Raw genomic sequence first — 19,130 nt, forward strand, 5'->3', positions numbered from 1 at the left:
TGTTGCACAGCGGTCTCAGTAGAGTCGCATCACATGCTGTTTTGTTGGGTATCTACAAAAACCTAAGAAAGAGTTCATAGTCTCTTACACCCTGCAAAACCGTCTTCACAATGTTTTCTTAGAGACGTGCCTGACAAGACTGTGCTTGCATTCCTCGCGCCCGGACAAGGCTCCCAGACTCCCGGCATGCTCGCCGAGTGGATGGAGCTGCCCGGTGCCGCGGAGCGGCTTGCGGCATGGTCGGAAATCAGCGGGCTCGATCTGGCCCGCCTCGGCACCACCGCCACCGCCGAGGAGATCACCGACACCGCGGTGACCCAGCCCCTCGTGGTGGCCGCCACGCTGTTGGCCTACGAAGAACTGCAGAAGCGCGGCGTGCTCACCGGCGACGAGGAGATCATCGCCGCCGGCCACTCGGTCGGTGAGATCGCCGCCTACGCGATCGCCGGCGTCATCACCGCGGACGAAGCGGTCTCGTTGGCCGCCACCCGCGGCGCTGAGATGGCGAAGGCCTGCGCGCTCGAGCCCACCGGAATGTCCGCGCTGCTCGGCGGCGACGAGCAGGAAGTGCTGGCCCGTCTCGAGACACTCGACCTGGTCCCGGCCAACCGCAACGCTGCCGGGCAGATCGTGGCCGCCGGAGCGCTGGCCGCGCTGGAGAAGCTCGCCGAGGACCCCCCGGCCCGCGCCCGCGTCCGCCCGCTGGCCACCGCCGGTGCATTCCACACCCGATACATGGCCTCCGCGCTCGATGGGTATGCCACAGTCGCCGACCGCGTCAACCCGTCCGAGCCCAACGCGACACTGCTGTCGAACGCCGACGGTCGGCCGGTGTCCTCGGCGGCCGACGCGTTGGCCAAGCTGGTGGCTCAGATGACGCGCCCCGTGCGCTGGGACCTGTGCACCGCCACCATGAAGGAAAGCGGCGTGACGGCCCTGGTCGAGTTCCCGCCGGCCGGCACGCTGACCGGCATCGCGAAGCGCGAACTCAAGGGGGTGCCGACGCACCCCGTCAAGACCCCCGCCGACCTGGACAAACTGGCTGAGGCGCTGCGCGCCTGAGCCGGCGACAAGTTCATAGTTCGATTTCACCGTTCGAAGTAACAACCAAAAGATAGAAGGAGCCACCGTGCCCGCCACTCAGGAAGAAATCATCTCCGGTCTCGCCGAGATCATCGAAGAGGTCACCGGTATCGAGCCCTCCGAGGTCACCCCGGAGAAGTCGTTCGTCGACGACCTGGACATCGACTCGCTGTCCATGGTGGAGATCGCCGTGCAGACCGAGGACAAGTACGGCGTGAAGATCCCGGACGAGGATCTCGCCGGCCTGCGCACCGTCGGTGACGTCGTCGCCTACATCCAGAAGCTCGAGGAAGAGAACCCCGAGGCTGCTGCCGCCATCCGCGCTCAGATCCAGGGCGACAAGTGACCCGTCCTTCCACTGCTAACGGCGGTTTTCCCAACGTCGTGGTGACCGCCATTGAGGCCACCACGGCCCTCGCGGCGGACATCGAGAGCACGTGGAAGGGTCTGCTGGCCGGCGAAAGCGGAATCCGGATCCTCGAGGACGACTTCGTCGACAAGTGGGACCTGCCGGTGCGTATCGGCGGCCACCTCGTCGACAACGTCGACAGCCACATGACGCGCATCGAGATGCGCCGCATGTCGTATGTGCAGCGCATGTCGAAGCTCCTGGCGCGGCGTCTCTGGGACAACGCCGGGGCTCCTGAGGTGGATCCGGACCGCTTCTCGGTCGTCATTGGCACCGGTCTCGGTGGCGGCGAGAAGATCGTCGAGACCTACGACGCGATGAACGAAGGTGGGCCCCGCAAGGTGTCCCCGCTGGCTGTTCAGATGATCATGCCCAACGGTGCGGCGGCGGTCGCCGGTCTCGAGCTGGGCGCACGCGCCGGGGTCATCACCCCGGTGTCGGCGTGCTCCTCGGGGTCGGAGGCCATCGCGCACGGTTGGCGTCAGCTCGTGATGGGTGACGCGGACTTCGCCGTTGTCGGCGGTGTGGAAGGCGGTATCGAGGCGCTGCCCATCGCGGCGTTCTCGATGATGCGCGCCATGTCGACGCGCAACGAGGACCCCGCGGGAGCCTCGCGGCCGTTCGACAAGAATCGGGACGGCTTCGTGTTCGGCGAGGCCGGCGTGTTGATGATCATCGAGACCGAGGAGCACGCCAAGGCCCGCGGCGCCAAGCCGCTGGCCCGGCTCATGGGAGCGGGCATCACCTCCGACGCGTTCCACATGGTGGCCCCGGCCGCCGACGGTCAGCGCGCCGGCCAGGCGATGAAGCGAGCGATGGAGACGGCCGGGTTGTCCCCCAAGGACATCTCGCACGTCAACGCGCACGCCACCGCGACCCCGATCGGTGACACTGCGGAGGCCAACGCCATCCGGGTCGCCGGGGTGGAGCACGCCGCGGTGTACGCGCCGAAGTCGGCCCTGGGTCACTCCATCGGCGCCGTGGGTGCGTTGGAGTCGGCGTTGACCGTCCTCGCGTTGCGCGACGGCGTCATCCCGCCGACGCTGAACTACGAGACCCCGGACCCGGAGATCGATCTCGATGTCGTTGCGGGCGAGCCACGGTATGGCGACTACCAGTACGCCATCAACAACTCGTTCGGCTTCGGCGGCCACAATGTCGCTCTGGCCTTCGGTCGCTATTAGGAACACGAGCGTCTGACCCAGACCCGCAGAAAGGACGCGCGTCTCGACATGGCAACGCCGACAACAGGTAGCGGACTGCCCGATGTGGTGGTCACCGGGGTGGCGATGACGACGAGCGTCGCCACCGATGCGGAAGCTACCTGGCAGGCGCTGCTGGCCGGCAAGAGCGGCATCCGTCTGCTCGATGACCCGTTTGTCGAGGAGTTCGACCTTCCGGTCCGCATCGGTGGTCATCTGCAGGAGGAATTCGACGGCGAACTGACCGAGGTCGAGAACCGTCGGATGTCCTACCCGCAAAAGATGGCCACGGTGCTGGGCCGTCGGGTCTGGGCCCACGCCGGGTCCCCCGAGGTCGACCCCCAGCGGCTGCTGGTGTCGATCGGGACCGGGCTCGGCGGCGCCGAGGCACTGGTGTTCGCCTACGACGGCATGCGCGAGCAGGGCATCGGTGCGGTGTCCCCGCTCGCGGTTCAGATGTACATGCCCAACGGCCCGTCCGCGGTCGTGGGGCTCGAACGCTGCGCCAAGGCCGGTGTGGTCACACCGGTCTCGGCGTGCGCGTCGGGTTCGGAGGGCATCGCGCAGGCCTGGCGCAGCATCGTGCTGGGCGAGGCCGACATCGCCATCTGCGGCGGTGTCGAGCAGCGCATCGAGGCGGTTCCGATCGCCGGGTTCGCCCAGATGCGCATCGTGATGTCGACCAACAACGACGATCCGGCCGGCGCGTGCCGGCCCTTCGACAAGGACCGCGACGGCTTCGTATTCGGCGAGGGCGGCGCACTAATGGTGATCGAGACCGAGGAGCACGCCAAGGCCCGCGGCGCCAAGCCGCTGGCCCGGCTCATGGGCGCCAGCATCACCTCTGACGGCTACCACATGGTGGCCCCCGACCCCAACGGTGAGCGCGCCGGGTACGCGATGTCGCGCGCGATTCAGCTCGCCGGTCTGCAGGCCACCGACATCGACCACGTCAACGCGCACGCCACCGGCACCAGCGTCGGCGACGTCGCCGAGGGGCACGCCATCAATCTCGCCATGGGAGGGCACCGCCCGGCGGTGTACGCACCCAAGTCGGCGCTCGGGCACTCCGTCGGTGCGGTCGGAGCGGTCGAGTCGATCCTGACCGTGCAGGCCCTGCGCGACGGGATCATCCCGCCCACACTGAACTTGAAGAATCTCGACCCCGAAATCGACCTCGACGTCGTTGCGGGCGCAGCACGACCCGGCAATTACCACTACGCCATCAACAACTCTTTCGGATTCGGCGGGCACAACGTGGCACTCGCCTTCGGGAAGTACTGAGCAGCAGGAGAATTCATGACGACAATCGACAATCGCCTGGCGTCCGAAGCCAACGAAACCCTCGATCCGCGTGATCCGCTGCTTCGCCTGTCGACGTTCTTCGACGACGGCAGCGTCGAACCACTCCACGATCGCGACAAGTCGGGCGTGCTGGCCGCCGCGGGCACCGTCAACGGCGTGCGCACCATCGCCTTCTGCACCGACGGGACCGTCATGGGCGGCGCCATGGGTGTCGACGGCTGCAAGCACATCGTCGACGCCTACGACGTCGCGATCGAGGAACAGAGCCCGATCGTGGGCATCTGGCATTCCGGTGGCGCCCGCCTGGCCGAGGGTGTGCGCGCGCTGCACGCGGTGGGCCAGGTGTTCGAGGCGATGATCCGCGCCTCGGGCTACATCCCGCAGATCTCCGTCGTCGTCGGTTTCGCCGCCGGTGGCGCCGCCTACGGTCCCGCCCTGACCGACGTCATCGTGATGGCACCGGACAGCAAGGTCTTCGTCACCGGCCCTGACGTCGTGCGCAGCGTGACCGGCGAGGACGTCGACATGGTCTCGCTCGGCGGTCCCGACGCCCACCACAAGAAGTCCGGTGTGTGCCACATCGTCGCCGACGACGAGCTGGACGCCTACGAGCGCGGGCGTCGCCTGGTCGGGTTGTTCTGCCAGCAGGGGCATTTCGACCGCAGCAAGGCCGAGGCCGGCGACACCGACCTCAAGGCGCTGCTGCCCGAGTCGGCCCGTCGCGCCTATGACGTGCACCCGCTGATCGAGGCATTGCTGGACGAGGGCACGCCGTTCGACGAGTTCCAGTCCAAGTGGGCGCCGTCGATCGTGGTCGGCCTGGGCCGGCTGGCCGGCCGCACCGTCGGCGTGATCGCGAACAACCCGCTGCGTCTGGGCGGCTGCCTGAACTCCGAAAGCGCCGAGAAGTCAGCACGTTTCGTGCGGCTGTGCGACGCGTTCGGGATTCCGCTGGTGGTCATCGTCGACGTGCCCGGCTACCTGCCCGGCGTGGACCAGGAGTGGGGCGGTGTGGTTCGTCGCGGCGCCAAGCTGCTGCACGCGTTTGGTGAGTCGTCGGTCCCCCGCGTCACGCTGGTGACCCGCAAGATCTACGGCGGCGCCTACATCGCGATGAACTCGCGTTCGCTGAACGCCACCAAGGTGTTTGCGTGGCCCGAGGCCGAGGTCGCCGTGATGGGCGCCAAGGCCGCCGTCGGCATCCTGCACAAGAAAAAGCTGAATGCGGTCGAGGATCCCGCCGAGCGGGAGACGCTGCACGAGGCGCTGGCCGTCGAGCACGAGAAGATCGCCGGCGGTGTGGATTCCGCGATCGAGATCGGTGTGGTCGACGAGAAGATCGACCCGGCGCACACGCGGTCGAAGCTCACGCAAGCCTTGGCCGAGGCACCGATGCGTCGCGGCCGCCACAAGAACATCCCGCTGTAAGTTCCAAGCGCGAGCAGACACAAAATCGCACGGATCCCTCGGGATCCGTGCGATTTTGTGTCTGCTCAGCGAACGAGGGCGAGTATCTCCTCAGCGGTCGGTAGCGCGCGCTCGCGGTCCTCGGCGACCAGGCCGATGCGGGTGCGGCGATCGAGGACGTCGTCGACGGTCAACGCTCCCTCGTGGGTGACCGCGTACTCGAACTCCGCGCGCGTGACGTCGATGCCGTCGGCCACCGGTTCGGTGGGCCGCTCGCAGCTTGCCTGGACGAGCACGTTTGCCGACTCGGCGCCGTAACGTGCGACCAACGACGCGGGCAACGCGGCCGACGAACGCAGGGCGGCAACGGGATTCGCCGGCGCACCGACGAGCGGCAGGTTACGGGTCCGGCAGGGCCCGGCTTTCAGGCCGCGCACCTGCACGGCGCGGTCGACCACGTCTTCGGCCATGTAGCGGTACTCGGTGAGCTTGCCGCCGATGATCGTGAGGACGCCGGACGGTGATTCGGTCACCGCGTGCTCACGGGAGATGTCGGCGGTGCGTCCGGCGCCGGTGTCGATCAACGGCCGCAAACCGGCGTATGCGCCGATGACGTCGGCGGGGCTCAGCGACGTCTGCAGCGCGGTGTTGACGGTGTCGAGCAGGAACGTGGTCTCATCTGCCGTCGGTTCCGGGACGTCGGGCACCGGCCCCGGTGCGTCTTCGTCGGTGAGTCCGAGGTAGACCCGGCCGAGCTGCTCGGGCATCGCGAACACGAAGCGGTTGATCTCACCGGGGATCGGGATAGTCAGCGCCGCAGTCGGATTGCCGAATGCGGCGGCGTCGAACACCAGGTGGGTGCCGCGGCTGGGACGCAGCTTGATCGACGGATCGACCTGCCCGGCCCAGACCCCGGTGGCGTTGACTACGGCACGTGCGGTGACGTCGAGTGTCTGGCCGCTGAGCTGGTCGGTGAGGGTGACCGAGGTGCCGGTGGCCGCTGACGCGGCGACGCGGGTGAGGATCATCGCGCCGTGCTGGGCGGCGGTGCGTGCGACCGCAGTGACCAGGCGGGCGTCGTCGATGAGTTGGCCGTCGTAGGCCAGGAACGCGCCGTCGAGCCCGTCGCGGCGTACGGTCGGTGCCAGCGCGACGGCACGCTGGGCATCGATGCGCCGCGACCGCGGTAGGACGCTCGCCGGGGTGCCCGCCAGCTTTCGCAGACCGTCGCCGGCGGCGAAGCCGACGCGCACCAGAGTTCGTGCGGCGGTGCCCATCTGCGGCAGCAGCGGCACCAGTTGCGGCATGGCCTTCACCAGATGTGGGGCGTTGCGGGTCATCAGGATTCCGCGTTCGACCGCACTGCGTCGCGCGATGCCGACGTTGCCGGTGGCCAGATAGCGCAGTCCGCCGTGGACCAACTTGGAACTCCACCGGCTGGTCCCGAACGCCAGATCGTGTTTTTCCACCAGCGCCACCGACAGACCGCGCGCGGCTGCGTCGAGCGCAATACCGGCGCCGGTGATCCCGCCACCGATGACGACGACGTCGAGCACCGGCCGGTCACCGAGGCTGCGCAGTTCGGCCTCTCGCCGGGCGGCGTTCAATGCGGTGGTCACGGCTTCAGATATCCGCTCAGTACGCGGCCGAGTTCGACGTCGAGGGCGTTGGCGTCGAGCAGGTGGTCCACGGTCTGCGCCGACTGGATCGTCGACTGGGTGATCAGCAGGCACATCGCGGCCATCCCGCGGGGGTCGCCCGCGCGGACAGTCCCTGCGGCCTGGCCGCCTTCGATGGCGCTGGCGAGCGCATCGATGAGCATCTGCTGGCTGGTGCCCAGTCGGTCGGCGAAGTACGTCATCGCGATTGTCGGGGCTTCGCGGATGACGGACATGACAACCTCGTCGTTGCGCAGGTGGCGGGCCACGGCGATGACGCGGGCCACGATCGCGTCGCGGTCGACGCCGCCTTCGGGGATCGCGGCGAGCACGCCGGCGACGCGCTTGGTCAGCACCTCGGCGAGCACGAAACGGATGTCGGGCCATCGGCGGTAGATCGTGGGCCTGCTGACGCGGGCCTGCCGCGCGATCTCGGTCATCGTGACGCGCTCGATGCCGTGGGTCACCAGACACTCGGCCGCAGCGGCGAGGATGCGTTCCTCGACCGACGATCCAGAGTTACGGATTGACACCATCTGTAATACTGTAACTCATGAGTGGCCCTGATGCTCACCCGCTGCACCCCCCGATGCAATGGAACGCATGGGGCGACCCGGCACTGGCCAAGCCACTGTCACCAGGCATCCGCAGTCTGCTCACACAGGCGCTGGGCATCGATGCCGCCGATGTCGAGGCACCCGACATCGACCAGGTACGACTGCGCCCCTCCGCCCTGCCGCCCGCCGACCGCGCGGGGCTCGCGGCGATCCTCGGCGACCAGCACGTCGTCGTCGACGACCGCGGCCGACTGCTGCGCGCCGGCGGCAAATCGACACTGGACCTGTTGCGCCGCAAAGATTTCGGCATCCAGGACGCGCCCGACGCGGTGCTGTTGCCGGGCGACGAGCAGCAGGTGGCCCATGTGCTCGCCTACTGCGCCGACCACAGCATCGCGATCGTGCCGTTCGGCGGCGGCACCAGCGTGGTCGGCGGGCTCGATCCGCTGCGCGGGGACTTCAAGGCGGTCGTCACCCTGGATCTGCGTCGACTCGACCAGCTGCACGCCATCGACGACATCTCCTGGGAGGCCGAGCTCGGCGCCGGTGTGACCGGACCGCAAGCCGAACGTCTGCTCGGCGAGCACGGGTTCTCACTCGGCCACTTCCCCCAGAGCTTCTGCTTCGCCACCATCGGGGGATTCGCGGCCACCCGATCGTCTGGCCAGGATTCGGCCGGCTACGGACGTTTCGACGACATGGTGCGGGGATTGCGAGCCGTCACTCCCGCCGGCGTCCTGGACCTCGGTCGCGCCCCGGCATCGGCGGCCGGGCCGGACCTGCGGCATCTGCTTCTCGGCTCGGAAGGCACGCTCGGGGTGATCACCCGGGTTCGCGTACGCATCCATCCGATTCCCGCAGCGACGCGGTATGAGGCCTGGTCGTTCCCGGACTTCGCGACCGGCGCCGACGCGTTACGCGCGGTGGTGCAGACCGGCACCGGTCCGACGGTCATCCGGTTGTCCGACGAAGCGGAGACCGGGGTGAACCTGGCGACCACCGAACAGATCGGCGAACAGCAGATCACCGGCGGATGTCTGGCCATCACGACGTTCGAGGGCACCGAGGCCCATGTCGCCAGTCGCCATTCCGAGACGCGAGAGTTGTTGGCCGCCAAGGGCGGCACGTCCCTGGGTGACCAACCGGCCCGTGACTGGGAGCATGGGCGGTTCAACGCCCCGTATCTGCGCGACGCCCTGTTGGCTGCCGGAGCACTGTGCGAGACGTTGGAGACGGCCACCAATTGGTCCAACCTGTCCGCGGTCAAAATCGCGGTGACCGAAGCGCTGACCCGAAGCCTCGAAGAGTCGGGCACGCCGGCGTTGGTGCTGTGCCACATTTCGCATGTGTATCCGACCGGCGCCTCGCTGTACTTCACCGTGGTGGCGGGCCGGCGCGGCAACCCGATCGAGCAGTGGCGCGCCGCCAAAGCCGCGGCCTCGGAGGCCATGATGCGTACCGGCGCGACGATCACCCATCATCACGCCGTCGGCGCCGACCACCGACCGTGGATGCGTGACGAGATCGGCGACCTCGGCGTCGACGTGCTGCGTGCGGTCAAAGCGACCCTGGACCCGGCCGGAATCCTCAACCCGGGCAAGCTGATTCCGTGACCGACCGGGCACGCGTCACCGTCCTGACCAATCCGGCGTCGGGACACGGCAGCGCGTCGCACGCCGCCGAGCGGGCCATCACGCAGTTGCACAAGCGCGGTGTCGACGTGGTGGCGATCGCCGGCCGCGATCCGGCGCACGCCCGCGTGCTGGTCGAGGGAGCGCTCGAACGCGGCATGGATGCGTTGGTGGTCGTCGGCGGTGACGGGATCGTGTCGCTGGCACTTCAGGTCCTCGCCGAGACCGCCGTCCCGCTGGGCATCGTGCCCGCCGGGACCGGTAACGATCATGCGCGCGAGTTCGGCATCCCGACCAGGAATCCGGAAGCAGCAGCCGATGTCATCGTCGACGGTCGAGTCGACACGGTGGATCTGGGCCTGATCGAAGGCCTGTCCGACGGCACCCGGCGCCTGTTCGGCACCGTGATGGCCACCGGTTTCGACTCACTGGTGACCGACCGGACGAACAGGATGCGCTGGCCCCACGGGCGGATGCGCTACAACCTGGCGATGCTGGCCGAGCTGTCACAGTTGCGGCTGCTGCCGTACCGGCTGACCTTCGACGGCACCGAGGTGACGACCGAGCTCACGCTGGCGGCGTTCGGCAACACCCGCAGCTACGGCGGAGGCATGCTGATCTGTCCGCACGCCGACCCGCGGGACGGTCAGATCGACGCGACGATGGTGACCTCTGCGTCGCGGAGCCGCCTGGTTCGCTTGTTCCCGACGGTGTTCAAGGGCACCCACGTCGACCTGGACGAGGTGAGTACCGCGCGGGCACGAACGATCACCGTGGACTCCCCCGGCATCACGGCCTACGCCGACGGCGAATACGTGTGTCCGCTGCCGGTGCGGGTTTCCGCCGTCCCGGCCGCGCTGCAGATCCTGCGACCGGCCTAGCCCACGCCCCTGCTCAGCCAGCTGACCTCGCCGCCTTCGCCGCCGTCGCGGTAGGCCTCGAGCGCCTCGTCCCACGCCGTGCCGAGTACCGAGTCGAGCTCCGAGGCCAGCATGTCCGCGCCACTGGCCATCAGCGCCCGCAGCCGCATCTCGCCGACCATCACGTCACCGTTGGCGCTCATGGCGCCGCTCCACAGACCGAGCTGCGGGGTGTGGCACCAGCGGTGCCCGTCCACGCCGTGGCTGGGATCCTCGGTGACCTCGAACCGCAGCACCGACCACGAGCGCAGCGCATTGGCCAACTGGGCACCGGTCCCGACGGGACCGACCCAGTTGGTGACCGCGCGCAGCTGTCCGGGCATGGCCGGCTGCGGCGTCCACTTCAAATTCGCCCTCGCGTTGAGGGTCGACGACAACGCCCACTCGACATGCGGGCACACCGCCGCGGGCGAAGCGTGGATGTACACCACGCCCGTCGTGACGTCGGCGAATTGGTTCGCTGCACGCATCTGCTGCTCCTTCGGCTCCACGAGGGACGTCTTCCCCAACGACCTGGTGTACCGAACAGCAACACGAGTGAATGCAGATGAAGTTGTGGCTTGCGGGTCTATTGTGCCTTGTGGGACGGACGTTGCGCTAGTCCGGTCCCCACTCTCTCAGAGTTCTGTCAGACAACTCCGGCATGACTTCGTGAGCCCAGTCACCGAACTTGCGATCTGTCAGCACGACCAGCGCCAATGCGGCGTCCGGATCCACCCACAGGAAGGTCCCGGACTGGCCGAAGTGGCCGAACGTGCGCGGCGAGTTACCTGCCCCGGTCCAGTGCGGGGACTTGGTGCCGCGGATCTCGAAACCCAGCCCCCAGTCGTTGGGCCGCTGCACCCCGAAGCCCGGCAGCACCCCGTCGAGTCCCTCGAATACGACGCCGGTGGCCTCCTCGTGCATCGGCGCCGACACCAGCGCCGGGGCGAGCAGGTCGCCGGCGAAGACGGCGAGGTCGTCGACCGTGGAGGTGCCGCCGTAGCCCGCCGCCTCGGCACCACCCTCGAACGACGTCCCGCTCATGCCGAGGGGTGCGAACACCGCCTCTCGCAGGTAATCCGAGAACGGGATCTCCGAGGCCCGTTCGATGGTCTCGGCCAACACCGTGAATCCGTAGTTCGAGTAGATCCGCCGCGCGCCCGGCTCGGCGATGACCTTCGACGACGTCATCTCGTAGCCGGCGGCGTGGGCGAGCAGATGGCGCACGGTCGCGCCGGGTGGACCGGCTTCGGTGTCGAGATCGACCGCGCCTTCCTCGACGGCGACCTGCGCGGCGCGACCGACCAGCAATTTGGTCACCGACGCCAGCGCGAAGGTGCGTGAGGTGTCGCCGTGGCGGGCGATGACGCCGTCCTGCCCGACCACCGCGGCAGCGACAGTCGGGACCGGCCAGTCGGCCAGCACGTCGAGAGCGCTCATTGCGCCCGAGCCTAATCGGCTCCCCACGCCGCGCACAGCGCGGCCACGTGGCGGGCGTCGGTGCCGCAACACCCGCCGAGCACAGTGACGGACGGCAGTCGACGACGCAACGCCACGTGCCCGGCCGCGAACTCGTCGGGATCGCCTTCGTCCAGTTCGGTGGCGGCGTCCAGTTCGGCGTGGCTGCGCGCCGACGCGTTCGCCCGCAGCCCACCCACCCGGTGCCGCCACGGCCCGTCGTGACCGAGCGAAGCGCCGAAGTGGGTCGGGTGCGCGCAGTTCACCATGAAGAAAGCGGCCGCGGCGCCGGTCTCGGCGTCGGTCTGCTCGATCGCCTCGTGTAGCGGCTGTCCGGTCGGTAGCCGGCCATCGGTCTCGACGGTGAACGAGACGGCCGACGCGATGCCTGCGGCGAGGGCCGCGCGCACCACCCCGATCGCCTCGGCGACGTTGGTCATGGTGATCGCCGTGACCCGATCCGCCGACGTCTGCGCGAACGTCCCGATCTGCATCGCGTGGTAGTCCTCGGCCTCAGCCGTGGTCATCACCGTTCCTGGGTCGTAGCCGTCGCCGCGCGGACCGACACAACCGCTGACGACAGCCGCGACCCCGTCCGCAGGCGGCCGCGGAACGCACCTCTTCGGCGAGCTCCACGGCGGCGCGGTTCACCGCGTCGAGGCGTGCTGCGGAGTAACCCAGCTGGGCGGCCCAGTCCGGGTTGGCCCGCCAGGTCGGGGTCTCGACGACGAAGCCGGTTCCGTGGCGACGGGCGATGTCGAGGTAACCGTCGTAGTACCGGCGCAGCCGCGCCCAACCGTCGGCTTGCTCGAGCAACGGGAACGCGGCGAACGCCGGGAGGTCGCGGCCGTCGTGGAAGACCAGCTCGGTCTCCAGTCCGCCGTCGGTCACGAACACCGTCGGATTCATTTTCGGGCGATGTAGTAGAAGTTGAGCGGGTCGGTGTCGATCTCGCGCACGGTCACGTCGTCGAAGCCGGCGTCGGCGAGCATCGCGGTGGCCTGCTCGCGGCCCCAGCAGGTGCCCAGCCCGTCGCCGTCCAGCCCGAGCGACACGCTCATGCAGTGCATCGTGGAGACGGTGTAGAGGTACGGCGCGAACGGCACCCCGACGTTGTCCTCCAGCCGCGTCGATGCCTTGATGTCGACCATCAGGAACACCCCGCCCGGCCGCAATGCGCGGTGGATGTTGGACAGCACGCGCGCCGGGTGAGCCTGATCGTGAATCGCGTCGAACGCGGTGACGACGTCGAACGCATCCGCCCGCTCATAAGCGGCGACGTCGGCTTGTTCGAACGTGACGTTGGTCAGCCCGAGCCGGCGCGCTTCGTTGGCGCCGGTTTCCAGGCCCTCGTCGGAGAAGTCGACCCCGACGAACCGGCTGGCCGGGTACGCCTGTCCCATCACGTTCACGGCATGCCCGCTGCCGCAACCGAAGTCGGCGACGTCGACACCGGCGGCCAGCCGAGCCGGCAACCCGTCGACCATCGGCAGGATCACGTCGACCAGAGCAGCGTCGAACACTTCGCCGCTCTCCTCGGCCATCAGCGTGTGGAAGCGCGGGTACTCGGCATACGACAGTCCGCCGCCGTGGTGGAAGCAGGCGATGACTTTCTGTTCGACTTCGGCCAGCAGCGGGATGAACTGCGCGACGCGGGCCAGATTGTCGGGGCCCGCGTTGCGGGTCAGCACCGCTGCGCGGTACGGCGGGAGCGAATAGGTCCGCGTGGCAGCGTCGTAGTCGACGATCCGGGCACTGGCCACGCCGCCGAGCCATTCCCGCACGTAGCGTTCGTTGAGTCCCGCGGCGTCGGCGATCTGCGCGCTGTCGGCCGGTGGCAGCGCGGCCAGGGTGTCGAACAGTCGGGTCTGGTGGCCGATGGACAGCAGTATCGCCACGCTGGCCGCGTCGATGGTGCCCACGATCCGTTCGGCGAATTCTTCTGTGGTGCCGCCCGTGGAAGGGTCCTGCAATGTCGTCATGACCAGCAACGCTAAGCCGCGCGGCCGCCGTCGTCATCGGTTACGCGATGCATTTTCTCCGACCGGCCGTGGGGCGAATGATGCAGATCAGATGACGTTGTGGTCGCGTGCCCAAGAGACGGCTGCGGTCCGCGACGACACGCCGATCTTGGCGTAGATGTTGGCCAGGTGACGACCGACGGTCTTCTCGCTGAGGAACAGTTCTTGCGCCGCTTGTCGATTGGTGGCGCCCATAGCGATACGGGCGAGCACCTCGCATTCGCGGCGGGTCAGTAGCCCCGGCACCGCCGACCCGCAGACACCGGCGGCGTTCACACCCAGTTGGGAGTAGATCGCAGCGGCGGTCGCGGCGTCGGCGGCCGCGGCGTCCTCCTGCCTGAGTCCGCGGCGCGCCAGCACGATCCATTCGTAGACCTCGGCCGTGTCGTACCGGCTCTGCTGCACCCGGTACTCCCGCAACGCCTCCTGCAGGAGCGGTAACGCCGCGTCGAAGGCGCCGCGACGGACCAGCAGCGCTCCGCGGGCATGTGCCGCCCAGGCCCGGAATCCGGGCGTACCGAACGCGGTCGCATCGGATTCCAGTTCGCCGCAGTAGGTCTCGGCTTCAGTGAGGGCATCGCGGATGAGCGCGATCTGCACCGCGGCGCGCAGCAGCTGCACCCGGGCCAGCCGGTCGCCGTCGGCGAGCGCCACCCGGATTGCCGTCCATGCCGCGGCGACGTCACCGCGACGGCACGCCAGCAACGCCTCACCGGGTTGCGGATCCATCCCCAGCGTGCGGGCCCGCGCGAAAGCGTCGGCGGCACCGTCGAAGTCGCCCATCAGGCGCCGGACTTCGCCCAGCTGGTAGAAGCCCTCGGCGGCTGCCCAGCCGTTCACGTCCTGCAGTGCGCGACTGGCCGAGGCCAGGCGACTCTCCAGCACCCGGTAGTCGTCGGTGCCGATCTGCACCTGCAGGCGGTGGACGTCGCAGACGCCCCCGTAGGGCACCGATCCCGACAGGCCGCACCACTGCTCCATCGACTGCGTCCAGGAGCGCAACCGCGGGAGGTCGGCCAGCTTGTAGCAGTGGTGCAGCACGATGCAGTACAGGTCGCCGGCCCATTCGATGGGCACCTGGTCGGCCATCAACGGCAGCATCGCCTCGTCGATCAGCGCATAGCCTTCGGCGGTGCGGGCGTGCAGGATCGCATCGATACCCGCAGCGATCAGTCCCAGCGCGGTGACCGCCGGGCTGTCCAGCCGGTCGGCGAGTTCGCGCAACCGCAACACGTGTCGGCGCAGCGCGTCGAAGTCCTGCGTCACCGCGGCCACCACCGCGTCGAGGTAGACCAGATAGCCGTCGGCGATGCTGTCCTCGGCGCCGGCCAGCAGTCGGCGCGACCGGTTCATCCAGCCCTGGGCGATGTTGACGTCCCCACGCACCAGCCACGCCAGCGCCAAGTCGTTGGCCTTCATCGCCGCGGCCGTCGAGTCGGTCCGGGTCAGATCGGCGTACACGCGCTCGGCAGCCCGGGTCGACTCCTTGATGTGGCCGAGCCGCCACGCCGCGAACGCGAACGCATCCAAATCGTCGGTGCGCAGCGGGGCATGGCGGGCGGCCAGCTCGTAGGCCTGATAGGTGGTGTGCCAGTCCCGCCGCCGGTGCGCATCGCGCGCGGCGCCCAACAGGTCGGTGTCGGTGGAAGCCAGCATCGGCTCCAGTATCGCGCGTTCCGGCAGTTCAGGACAGTTGGATGGAGCGTTTCGCCAGCCCCATCCAAAAGCCGTCGATGACTTGACGGGGCGGGTGGCCGGGGTCGTCGGCGGCGCCGAGAGAGACGAACAACGGCGCGTAGTGCTCGATGGTCGGGTGTGCGTAGGGCATGCCGGGGGCCCGGTGGCGGAAGTCGATCAGTGCGTCGAGGTCACCGGCGGCCAGGCGCTCCTGGGTCCACGCGTCGAATTCGACCGACCAGCCGGGCGGTACCGCCTCCGGTGTCCAGTCCGAGAGGAACGGCAACCCGTGTGTGGTGAAGCCGGATCCGATGATCAGCACTCCGTGGTCGCGCAACGTCTGTAGGCGTCGGCCGAACTGCAGCAGCTGCCCGGGGTCCAGCGTGGGTAGCGAAATCTGCAGCACCGGGACGTCGGCGTCGGGGTACATGACGGTCAGCGGCACGTAGGCGCCGTGGTCGAGGCGGCGGTCGGGGTCGTGCTGCACCGGACCCGCATCGGCGAGCAGGGCCTCCACCTCCGTGGCGACGCCGGTGGCTCCGGGCGCCGGGTAGGTGACGTCGTAGTAGTGCTCCGGAAAGCCCCAGAAGTCGTAGGTCAGCGGCGTGGTGGAGTCGGTCGAGCCGATCGTCACCGGTGCGGATTCCCAGTGCGCGGAGACGACCAGGATGGCTGCGGGCCGCGGGATCTCCTGCGCCCAGGAACGCAGCTGCGAGACCCACAGCGCGTCGTCGATCAGCGGCGGAGCGCCGTGTGACAGATACAGCACAGGCATCCTGTCCGGCGGCACATCCCCAGTGTGCCCGATATAGGTTGTAGGCATGACTCAGACTGTGCGCGGTGTGATCTCACGTTCGAAGGCTCAACCGGTCGAGGTGGTGGACATCGTCATCCCCGACCCCGGGCCGGGCGAAGTGGTGGTCGACATCCAGTCGTGCGGTGTGTGCCACACCGATCTGACCTACCGCGAGGGCGGCATCAACGACGAGTTCCCGTTCCTGCTCGGCCATGAGGCCGCCGGAGTGGTCGAGTCGGTCGGTACGGGCGTGACCAATGTCGAGCCCGGCGATTTCGTGGTCCTGAACTGGCGCGCGGTGTGCGGGCAGTGCCGAGCGTGCAAGCGCGGACGTCCCCACCTGTGTTTCGACACTCACAACGCCGCACAGCCGATGACGCTGACCGACGGCACCCCACTGACTCCGGCGCTGGGCATCGGCGCGTTCGCCGACAAGACGCTGGTGCACGAAGGTCAGTGCACCAAGGTCGACCCAGCGGCCGACCCGGCCGCCGCCGGTCTGCTCGGTTGCGGCGTGATGGCCGGCGTGGGCGCGGCGATCAACACCGGCGCGGTCAACCGTGACGACACCGTGGCCGTCATCGGCTGCGGCGGCGTCGGTGACGCGGCCATCGCCGCGGCGGCCCTGGTCGGCGCCAAGCGGATCATCGCTGTCGACACCGACAACCGGAAGCTGGAGTGGGCCCGCGAATTCGGAGCCACCCACACCGTCAACGCGAAGGAACAGGATCCGGTCGAGGCGATCCAGGACCTCACCGACGGGAACGGCGCCGACGTCGTGATCGACGCGGTGGGCCGGCCGGAGACGTGGAAGCAGGCGTTCTATGCGCGCGACCTCGCCGGCACCGTGGTGCTGGTCGGGGTGCCGACGCCGGACATGAAGCTGGAGATGCCGCTGGTCGACTTCTTCTCCCGCGGCGGATCCTTGAAGTCCTCCTGGTACGGCGACTGCCTGCCCGAGCGCGATTTCCCCACCCTGATCAGCCTGTATCTGCAGGGCCGGTTCCCGCTGGACAAGTTCGTCAGCGAGCGCATCAGCCTGGATCAGATCGAGGACGCGTTCCACAAGATGCACGCGGGCGAGGTGCTGCGTTCCGTGGTAGTTCTGTGATGAGCGCTTGCGCGAAGAACATGCAGCGCTGATGAGCGCTTGCGCGAAGAACATTCGGCACTGATGAGTTGGCCAAACCAGGGAGGACACCGATGAACGGCGGACCCATCCAGCGGCTGGTCACCAGCGGCACATTCGAACTCGACGGCGGCAGTTGGGACGTCGACAACAACATCTGGCTCGTCGGCGACGACAAGGAGGTCGTGGTGTTCGACGCCGCGCACTCCGCGGAGCCGATCATCGAGGCGGTCGGCGGCCGCCACGTGGTGGCGGTGGTCTGCACCCACGGCCACAACGACCACATCACCGTGGCCCCGGAACTCGGCACCGCGCTCGACGCACCGGTGTTCATGCATCCGGCTGACGATGTGCTGTGGCGAATGACCCACCCGGACAAGGATTTCCGTTCGGTGGCCGACGGTGACACCATCCGCGTGGCCGGCACCGAGCTGCGCGCTCTGCACACCCCTGGGCACTCCCCCGGCTCGGTGTGCTGGCATGCGCCGGAGCTGAACGCGGTCTTCAGCGGTGACACGTTGTTCCAGGGCGGCCCCGGTGCGACGGGCCGGTCGTACTCCGATTTCCCGACGATCCTGGAGTCCATCTCCGGTCGGTTGGGCAAGCTGCCGGGCGAGACGGTGGTCTACACGGGGCACGGGGATTCGACCACCGTGGGCGACGAGATCGTCAACTACGACGAGTGGGTGGCCCGCGGCAGCTGAGCTGCCAATCAAAGTGGGCCACTGACCGCGGCTTCGGCGGCGCGACGCGCGCGCCCGGGCTACCGTCGTAGGCAACGGATTGTCCCGACGCCCCCGGAGGTCGCGATGCCCGAATCCAGCATCGTCGTGCGGCCGGAGCCCATGGACAGCGGCACCTACACGGCCGCGTCCCGGCTGCAGGCCGCCGGACTGTCACAGGCGATCGCGGTCTTCGAGCGGGCTGCGGCGGCGGTGCCGCTGCCTGCTCCGCCGCAGCCGATCGTGCTCGCCGACTACGGTGCGGCGACGGGACACAACTCGCTGCTGCCGATCGGCGCCGCGCTGTCGGTGTTACGCGGCCGCACCCGTCCGGAGCACTCGGTGCTGGTGGCCCACACCGACCGTCCGGACAACGACTTCACGGCGCTGTTCCGCACGTTGGAAGAAGACCCCGACACCTACCTGCGCAAGGACCGCGCCACTTTCGCGACTGCGGTGGGTCGCTCGTTCTACTCGCAGATCCTGCCGTCCAACAGTGTCCATCTGGGATGGAGCGCGTGGGCGATCCAGTGGTTGAGCCAGACACCCGCGGTCATCGACGGCCACATCCAGGTCGCCTACTGCGAGGACGAGGGTGTGCGCGCGGCGTACGCCAAGCAGGCCGCGCGCGACTGGCACGAGTTCATCGCGTTCCGTGGCCGGGAACTGTGCCCGGGCGGACGTCTGGTGGTGATGACGATGGCCATCGGTGAGGACGGCGAGTTCGGGTTCCGGCCGCTGCTCTCGGCGATGGTGGATGCGCTCGACGAGCTTGCCGGCACCGGTCTGATCCACGCCCGCGAGGTGACCCAGATGTGCATTCCGACGTTCGCCCGGCGCGCGGCGGATTTCGCGGCGCCGTTCGCGCCGTCGGGGCGTTTCGAGGGCCTGGAGATCGAGCATCTCGAGGTCTTCGACGCCGAGGACCGGTACTGGCGCCGCTACGAGTCCGACAAGGATTCGAAGGCATTCGGTACGCGCTGGGCGGAGTTCGCGCGGGCGTCGGTGTTTCCGGCGCTGCTGAACGCACTCGACGGTGGTACCGCGGATCCGCGCGCCACAGAGTTCTTCGACCGGCTCGAGAAGGCTGTCGCCGAACGGTTGGCGGCCGCTCCGGAACCGAGCCAGATCCCGCAGGCGCACGTGGTGTTGTCCAAGCGCCCGAGGACCTGA

Annotated in this window: 19 protein-coding genes; 10 read left to right on the forward strand and 9 right to left on the reverse strand. The window is 68.6% G+C overall.

What is annotated here, in order from left to right:
- Positions 1 to 141: 141 nt before the first annotated feature.
- The 5 genes from ACQI46_RS06425 (at position 142) to ACQI46_RS06445 (ending at position 5,427) form a co-directional block, all read left to right on the forward strand.
- Complete coding sequence (locus ACQI46_RS06425; protein WP_427093203.1) at positions 142 to 1,062, forward strand: ACP S-malonyltransferase; 921 nt, start codon at positions 142 to 144, stop codon at positions 1,060 to 1,062.
- 67 nt (positions 1,063 to 1,129) lie between these two features.
- Complete coding sequence (gene acpM, locus ACQI46_RS06430) at positions 1,130 to 1,429, forward strand: meromycolate extension acyl carrier protein AcpM (protein ID WP_427093132.1); 300 nt, start codon at positions 1,130 to 1,132, stop codon at positions 1,427 to 1,429.
- On the forward strand, positions 1,426 to 2,676 hold the full coding sequence (gene kasA / locus ACQI46_RS06435) for a 3-oxoacyl-ACP synthase KasA (RefSeq protein WP_427093133.1): 1,251 nt from the start codon (positions 1,426 to 1,428) through the stop codon (positions 2,674 to 2,676). Before acpM ends, kasA begins: the two co-directional genes overlap by 4 nt.
- A gap of 48 nt (positions 2,677 to 2,724) precedes the next feature.
- Positions 2,725 to 3,978 carry a 3-oxoacyl-ACP synthase KasB gene (kasB, locus tag ACQI46_RS06440; RefSeq protein WP_427093134.1) on the forward strand — a complete coding sequence of 418 codons (1,254 nt, stop codon included), beginning with the start codon at positions 2,725 to 2,727 and terminating at the stop codon, positions 3,976 to 3,978.
- 15 nt (positions 3,979 to 3,993) lie between these two features.
- Positions 3,994 to 5,427, forward strand: coding sequence for an acyl-CoA carboxylase subunit beta (locus tag ACQI46_RS06445; RefSeq protein ID WP_427093135.1), 1,434 nt, complete (start codon positions 3,994 to 3,996; stop codon positions 5,425 to 5,427).
- A gap of 65 nt (positions 5,428 to 5,492) precedes the next feature.
- On the opposite strand, the gene ACQI46_RS06450 is transcribed toward ACQI46_RS06445, so the two are convergent.
- Positions 5,493 to 7,025 carry a glycerol-3-phosphate dehydrogenase/oxidase gene (locus ACQI46_RS06450; protein ID WP_427093136.1) on the reverse strand — a complete coding sequence of 511 codons (1,533 nt, stop codon included), beginning with the start codon at positions 7,023 to 7,025 and terminating at the stop codon, positions 5,493 to 5,495.
- Entirely contained in the window at positions 7,022 to 7,600 is a 579-nt protein-coding gene (locus tag ACQI46_RS06455) for a TetR/AcrR family transcriptional regulator (RefSeq protein WP_427093137.1), read from the reverse strand. Before ACQI46_RS06455 ends, ACQI46_RS06450 begins: the two co-directional genes overlap by 4 nt.
- A 53-nt stretch (positions 7,601 to 7,653) precedes the next feature.
- Between ACQI46_RS06455 and ACQI46_RS06460 the strand changes: the two genes are divergently transcribed.
- Together ACQI46_RS06460 and ACQI46_RS06465 are read left to right on the forward strand one after the other, a co-directional pair.
- Positions 7,654 to 9,234, forward strand: a complete 1,581-nt coding sequence (locus ACQI46_RS06460) for an FAD-binding oxidoreductase (protein WP_427093204.1) — start codon at positions 7,654 to 7,656, stop codon at positions 9,232 to 9,234.
- Positions 9,231 to 10,133: a diacylglycerol kinase gene (locus tag ACQI46_RS06465; RefSeq protein WP_427093138.1), complete on the forward strand. Its 903-nt coding sequence runs from the start codon at positions 9,231 to 9,233 to the stop codon at positions 10,131 to 10,133. Before ACQI46_RS06460 ends, ACQI46_RS06465 begins: the two co-directional genes overlap by 4 nt.
- Here the strand turns inward: ACQI46_RS06465 and ACQI46_RS06470 are convergent.
- The 7 genes from ACQI46_RS06470 to ACQI46_RS06500 form a co-directional block, all read right to left on the reverse strand.
- Positions 10,130 to 10,642 (reverse strand): DUF3145 domain-containing protein, encoded by a 513-nt coding sequence (locus ACQI46_RS06470; protein WP_427093139.1) that lies wholly within the window; start codon positions 10,640 to 10,642, stop codon positions 10,130 to 10,132. The genes ACQI46_RS06465 and ACQI46_RS06470 overlap by 4 nt on opposite strands.
- A 127-nt stretch (positions 10,643 to 10,769) precedes the next feature.
- Positions 10,770 to 11,594 carry a serine hydrolase domain-containing protein gene (locus ACQI46_RS06475; RefSeq protein ID WP_427093140.1) on the reverse strand — a complete coding sequence of 275 codons (825 nt, stop codon included), beginning with the start codon at positions 11,592 to 11,594 and terminating at the stop codon, positions 10,770 to 10,772.
- Between the two features lie 11 nt (positions 11,595 to 11,605).
- Entirely contained in the window at positions 11,606 to 12,139 is a 534-nt protein-coding gene (locus tag ACQI46_RS06480; RefSeq protein WP_427093141.1) for a homocysteine S-methyltransferase family protein, read from the reverse strand.
- The gene (locus ACQI46_RS06485; protein WP_427093142.1) at positions 12,126 to 12,521 is read right to left on the reverse strand and encodes a homocysteine S-methyltransferase family protein; all 396 of its coding nucleotides are present in this window, start codon (positions 12,519 to 12,521) and stop codon (positions 12,126 to 12,128) included. The genes ACQI46_RS06480 and ACQI46_RS06485 overlap by 14 nt, the downstream gene beginning before the upstream one ends.
- The gene (locus ACQI46_RS06490) at positions 12,518 to 13,594 is read right to left on the reverse strand and encodes a class I SAM-dependent methyltransferase (protein ID WP_427093143.1); all 1,077 of its coding nucleotides are present in this window, start codon (positions 13,592 to 13,594) and stop codon (positions 12,518 to 12,520) included. The genes ACQI46_RS06485 and ACQI46_RS06490 overlap by 4 nt, the downstream gene beginning before the upstream one ends.
- Before the next feature lie 87 nt (positions 13,595 to 13,681).
- Complete coding sequence (locus ACQI46_RS06495; protein ID WP_427093144.1) at positions 13,682 to 15,289, reverse strand: LuxR C-terminal-related transcriptional regulator; 1,608 nt, start codon at positions 15,287 to 15,289, stop codon at positions 13,682 to 13,684.
- 28 nt (positions 15,290 to 15,317) lie between these two features.
- Entirely contained in the window at positions 15,318 to 16,085 is a 768-nt protein-coding gene (locus ACQI46_RS06500; protein ID WP_427093205.1) for a dioxygenase family protein, read from the reverse strand.
- A gap of 46 nt (positions 16,086 to 16,131) precedes the next feature.
- Here ACQI46_RS06500 and ACQI46_RS06505 point away from each other — a divergent pair, with 46 nt between their 5' ends.
- The 3 genes from ACQI46_RS06505 (at position 16,132) to ACQI46_RS06515 (ending at position 19,130) form a co-directional block, all read left to right on the forward strand.
- Positions 16,132 to 17,217: an S-(hydroxymethyl)mycothiol dehydrogenase gene (locus ACQI46_RS06505; protein WP_427093145.1), complete on the forward strand. Its 1,086-nt coding sequence runs from the start codon at positions 16,132 to 16,134 to the stop codon at positions 17,215 to 17,217.
- A 92-nt stretch (positions 17,218 to 17,309) separates the two neighbouring features.
- Positions 17,310 to 17,939, forward strand: a complete 630-nt coding sequence (locus tag ACQI46_RS06510; protein WP_427093146.1) for an MBL fold metallo-hydrolase — start codon at positions 17,310 to 17,312, stop codon at positions 17,937 to 17,939.
- A 105-nt stretch (positions 17,940 to 18,044) separates the two neighbouring features.
- A complete protein-coding gene (locus ACQI46_RS06515; protein ID WP_427093147.1) occupies positions 18,045 to 19,130 on the forward strand; it encodes an SAM-dependent methyltransferase in 1,086 nt (361 codons plus the stop codon).

The organism is Mycobacterium sp. SMC-4 (genome assembly GCF_050205565.1).
Taxonomy (GTDB): Bacteria; Actinomycetota; Actinomycetes; order Mycobacteriales; family Mycobacteriaceae; genus Mycobacterium.

Excerpts from the sequence above, each read along its gene's own strand:
- kasB (WP_427093134.1), top strand. The coding sequence starts at position 2,725 with ATGGCAACGCCGACAACAGGTAGCGGACTGCCCGATGTGGTGGTCACC.
- ACQI46_RS06445 (WP_427093135.1), top strand. The coding sequence starts at position 3,994 with ATGACGACAATCGACAATCGCCTGGCGTCCGAAGCCAACGAAACCCTC.
- ACQI46_RS06455 (WP_427093137.1), bottom strand. The coding sequence starts at position 7,600 with ATGGTGTCAATCCGTAACTCTGGATCGTCGGTCGAGGAACGCATCCTC.
- ACQI46_RS06460 (WP_427093204.1), top strand. The coding sequence starts at position 7,654 with ATGCAATGGAACGCATGGGGCGACCCGGCACTGGCCAAGCCACTGTCA.
- ACQI46_RS06470 (WP_427093139.1), bottom strand. The coding sequence starts at position 10,642 with ATGCGTGCAGCGAACCAATTCGCCGACGTCACGACGGGCGTGGTGTAC.
- ACQI46_RS06475 (WP_427093140.1), bottom strand. The coding sequence starts at position 11,594 with ATGAGCGCTCTCGACGTGCTGGCCGACTGGCCGGTCCCGACTGTCGCT.
- ACQI46_RS06480 (WP_427093141.1), bottom strand. The coding sequence starts at position 12,139 with ATGACCACGGCTGAGGCCGAGGACTACCACGCGATGCAGATCGGGACG.
- ACQI46_RS06485 (WP_427093142.1), bottom strand. The coding sequence starts at position 12,521 with ATGAATCCGACGGTGTTCGTGACCGACGGCGGACTGGAGACCGAGCTG.
- ACQI46_RS06490 (WP_427093143.1), bottom strand. The coding sequence starts at position 13,594 with ATGACGACATTGCAGGACCCTTCCACGGGCGGCACCACAGAAGAATTC.
- ACQI46_RS06495 (WP_427093144.1), bottom strand. The coding sequence starts at position 15,289 with ATGCTGGCTTCCACCGACACCGACCTGTTGGGCGCCGCGCGCGATGCG.
- ACQI46_RS06500 (WP_427093205.1), bottom strand. The coding sequence starts at position 16,085 with ATGCCTGTGCTGTATCTGTCACACGGCGCTCCGCCGCTGATCGACGAC.
- ACQI46_RS06505 (WP_427093145.1), top strand. The coding sequence starts at position 16,132 with ATGACTCAGACTGTGCGCGGTGTGATCTCACGTTCGAAGGCTCAACCG.
- ACQI46_RS06510 (WP_427093146.1), top strand. The coding sequence starts at position 17,310 with ATGAACGGCGGACCCATCCAGCGGCTGGTCACCAGCGGCACATTCGAA.
- ACQI46_RS06515 (WP_427093147.1), top strand. The coding sequence starts at position 18,045 with ATGCCCGAATCCAGCATCGTCGTGCGGCCGGAGCCCATGGACAGCGGC.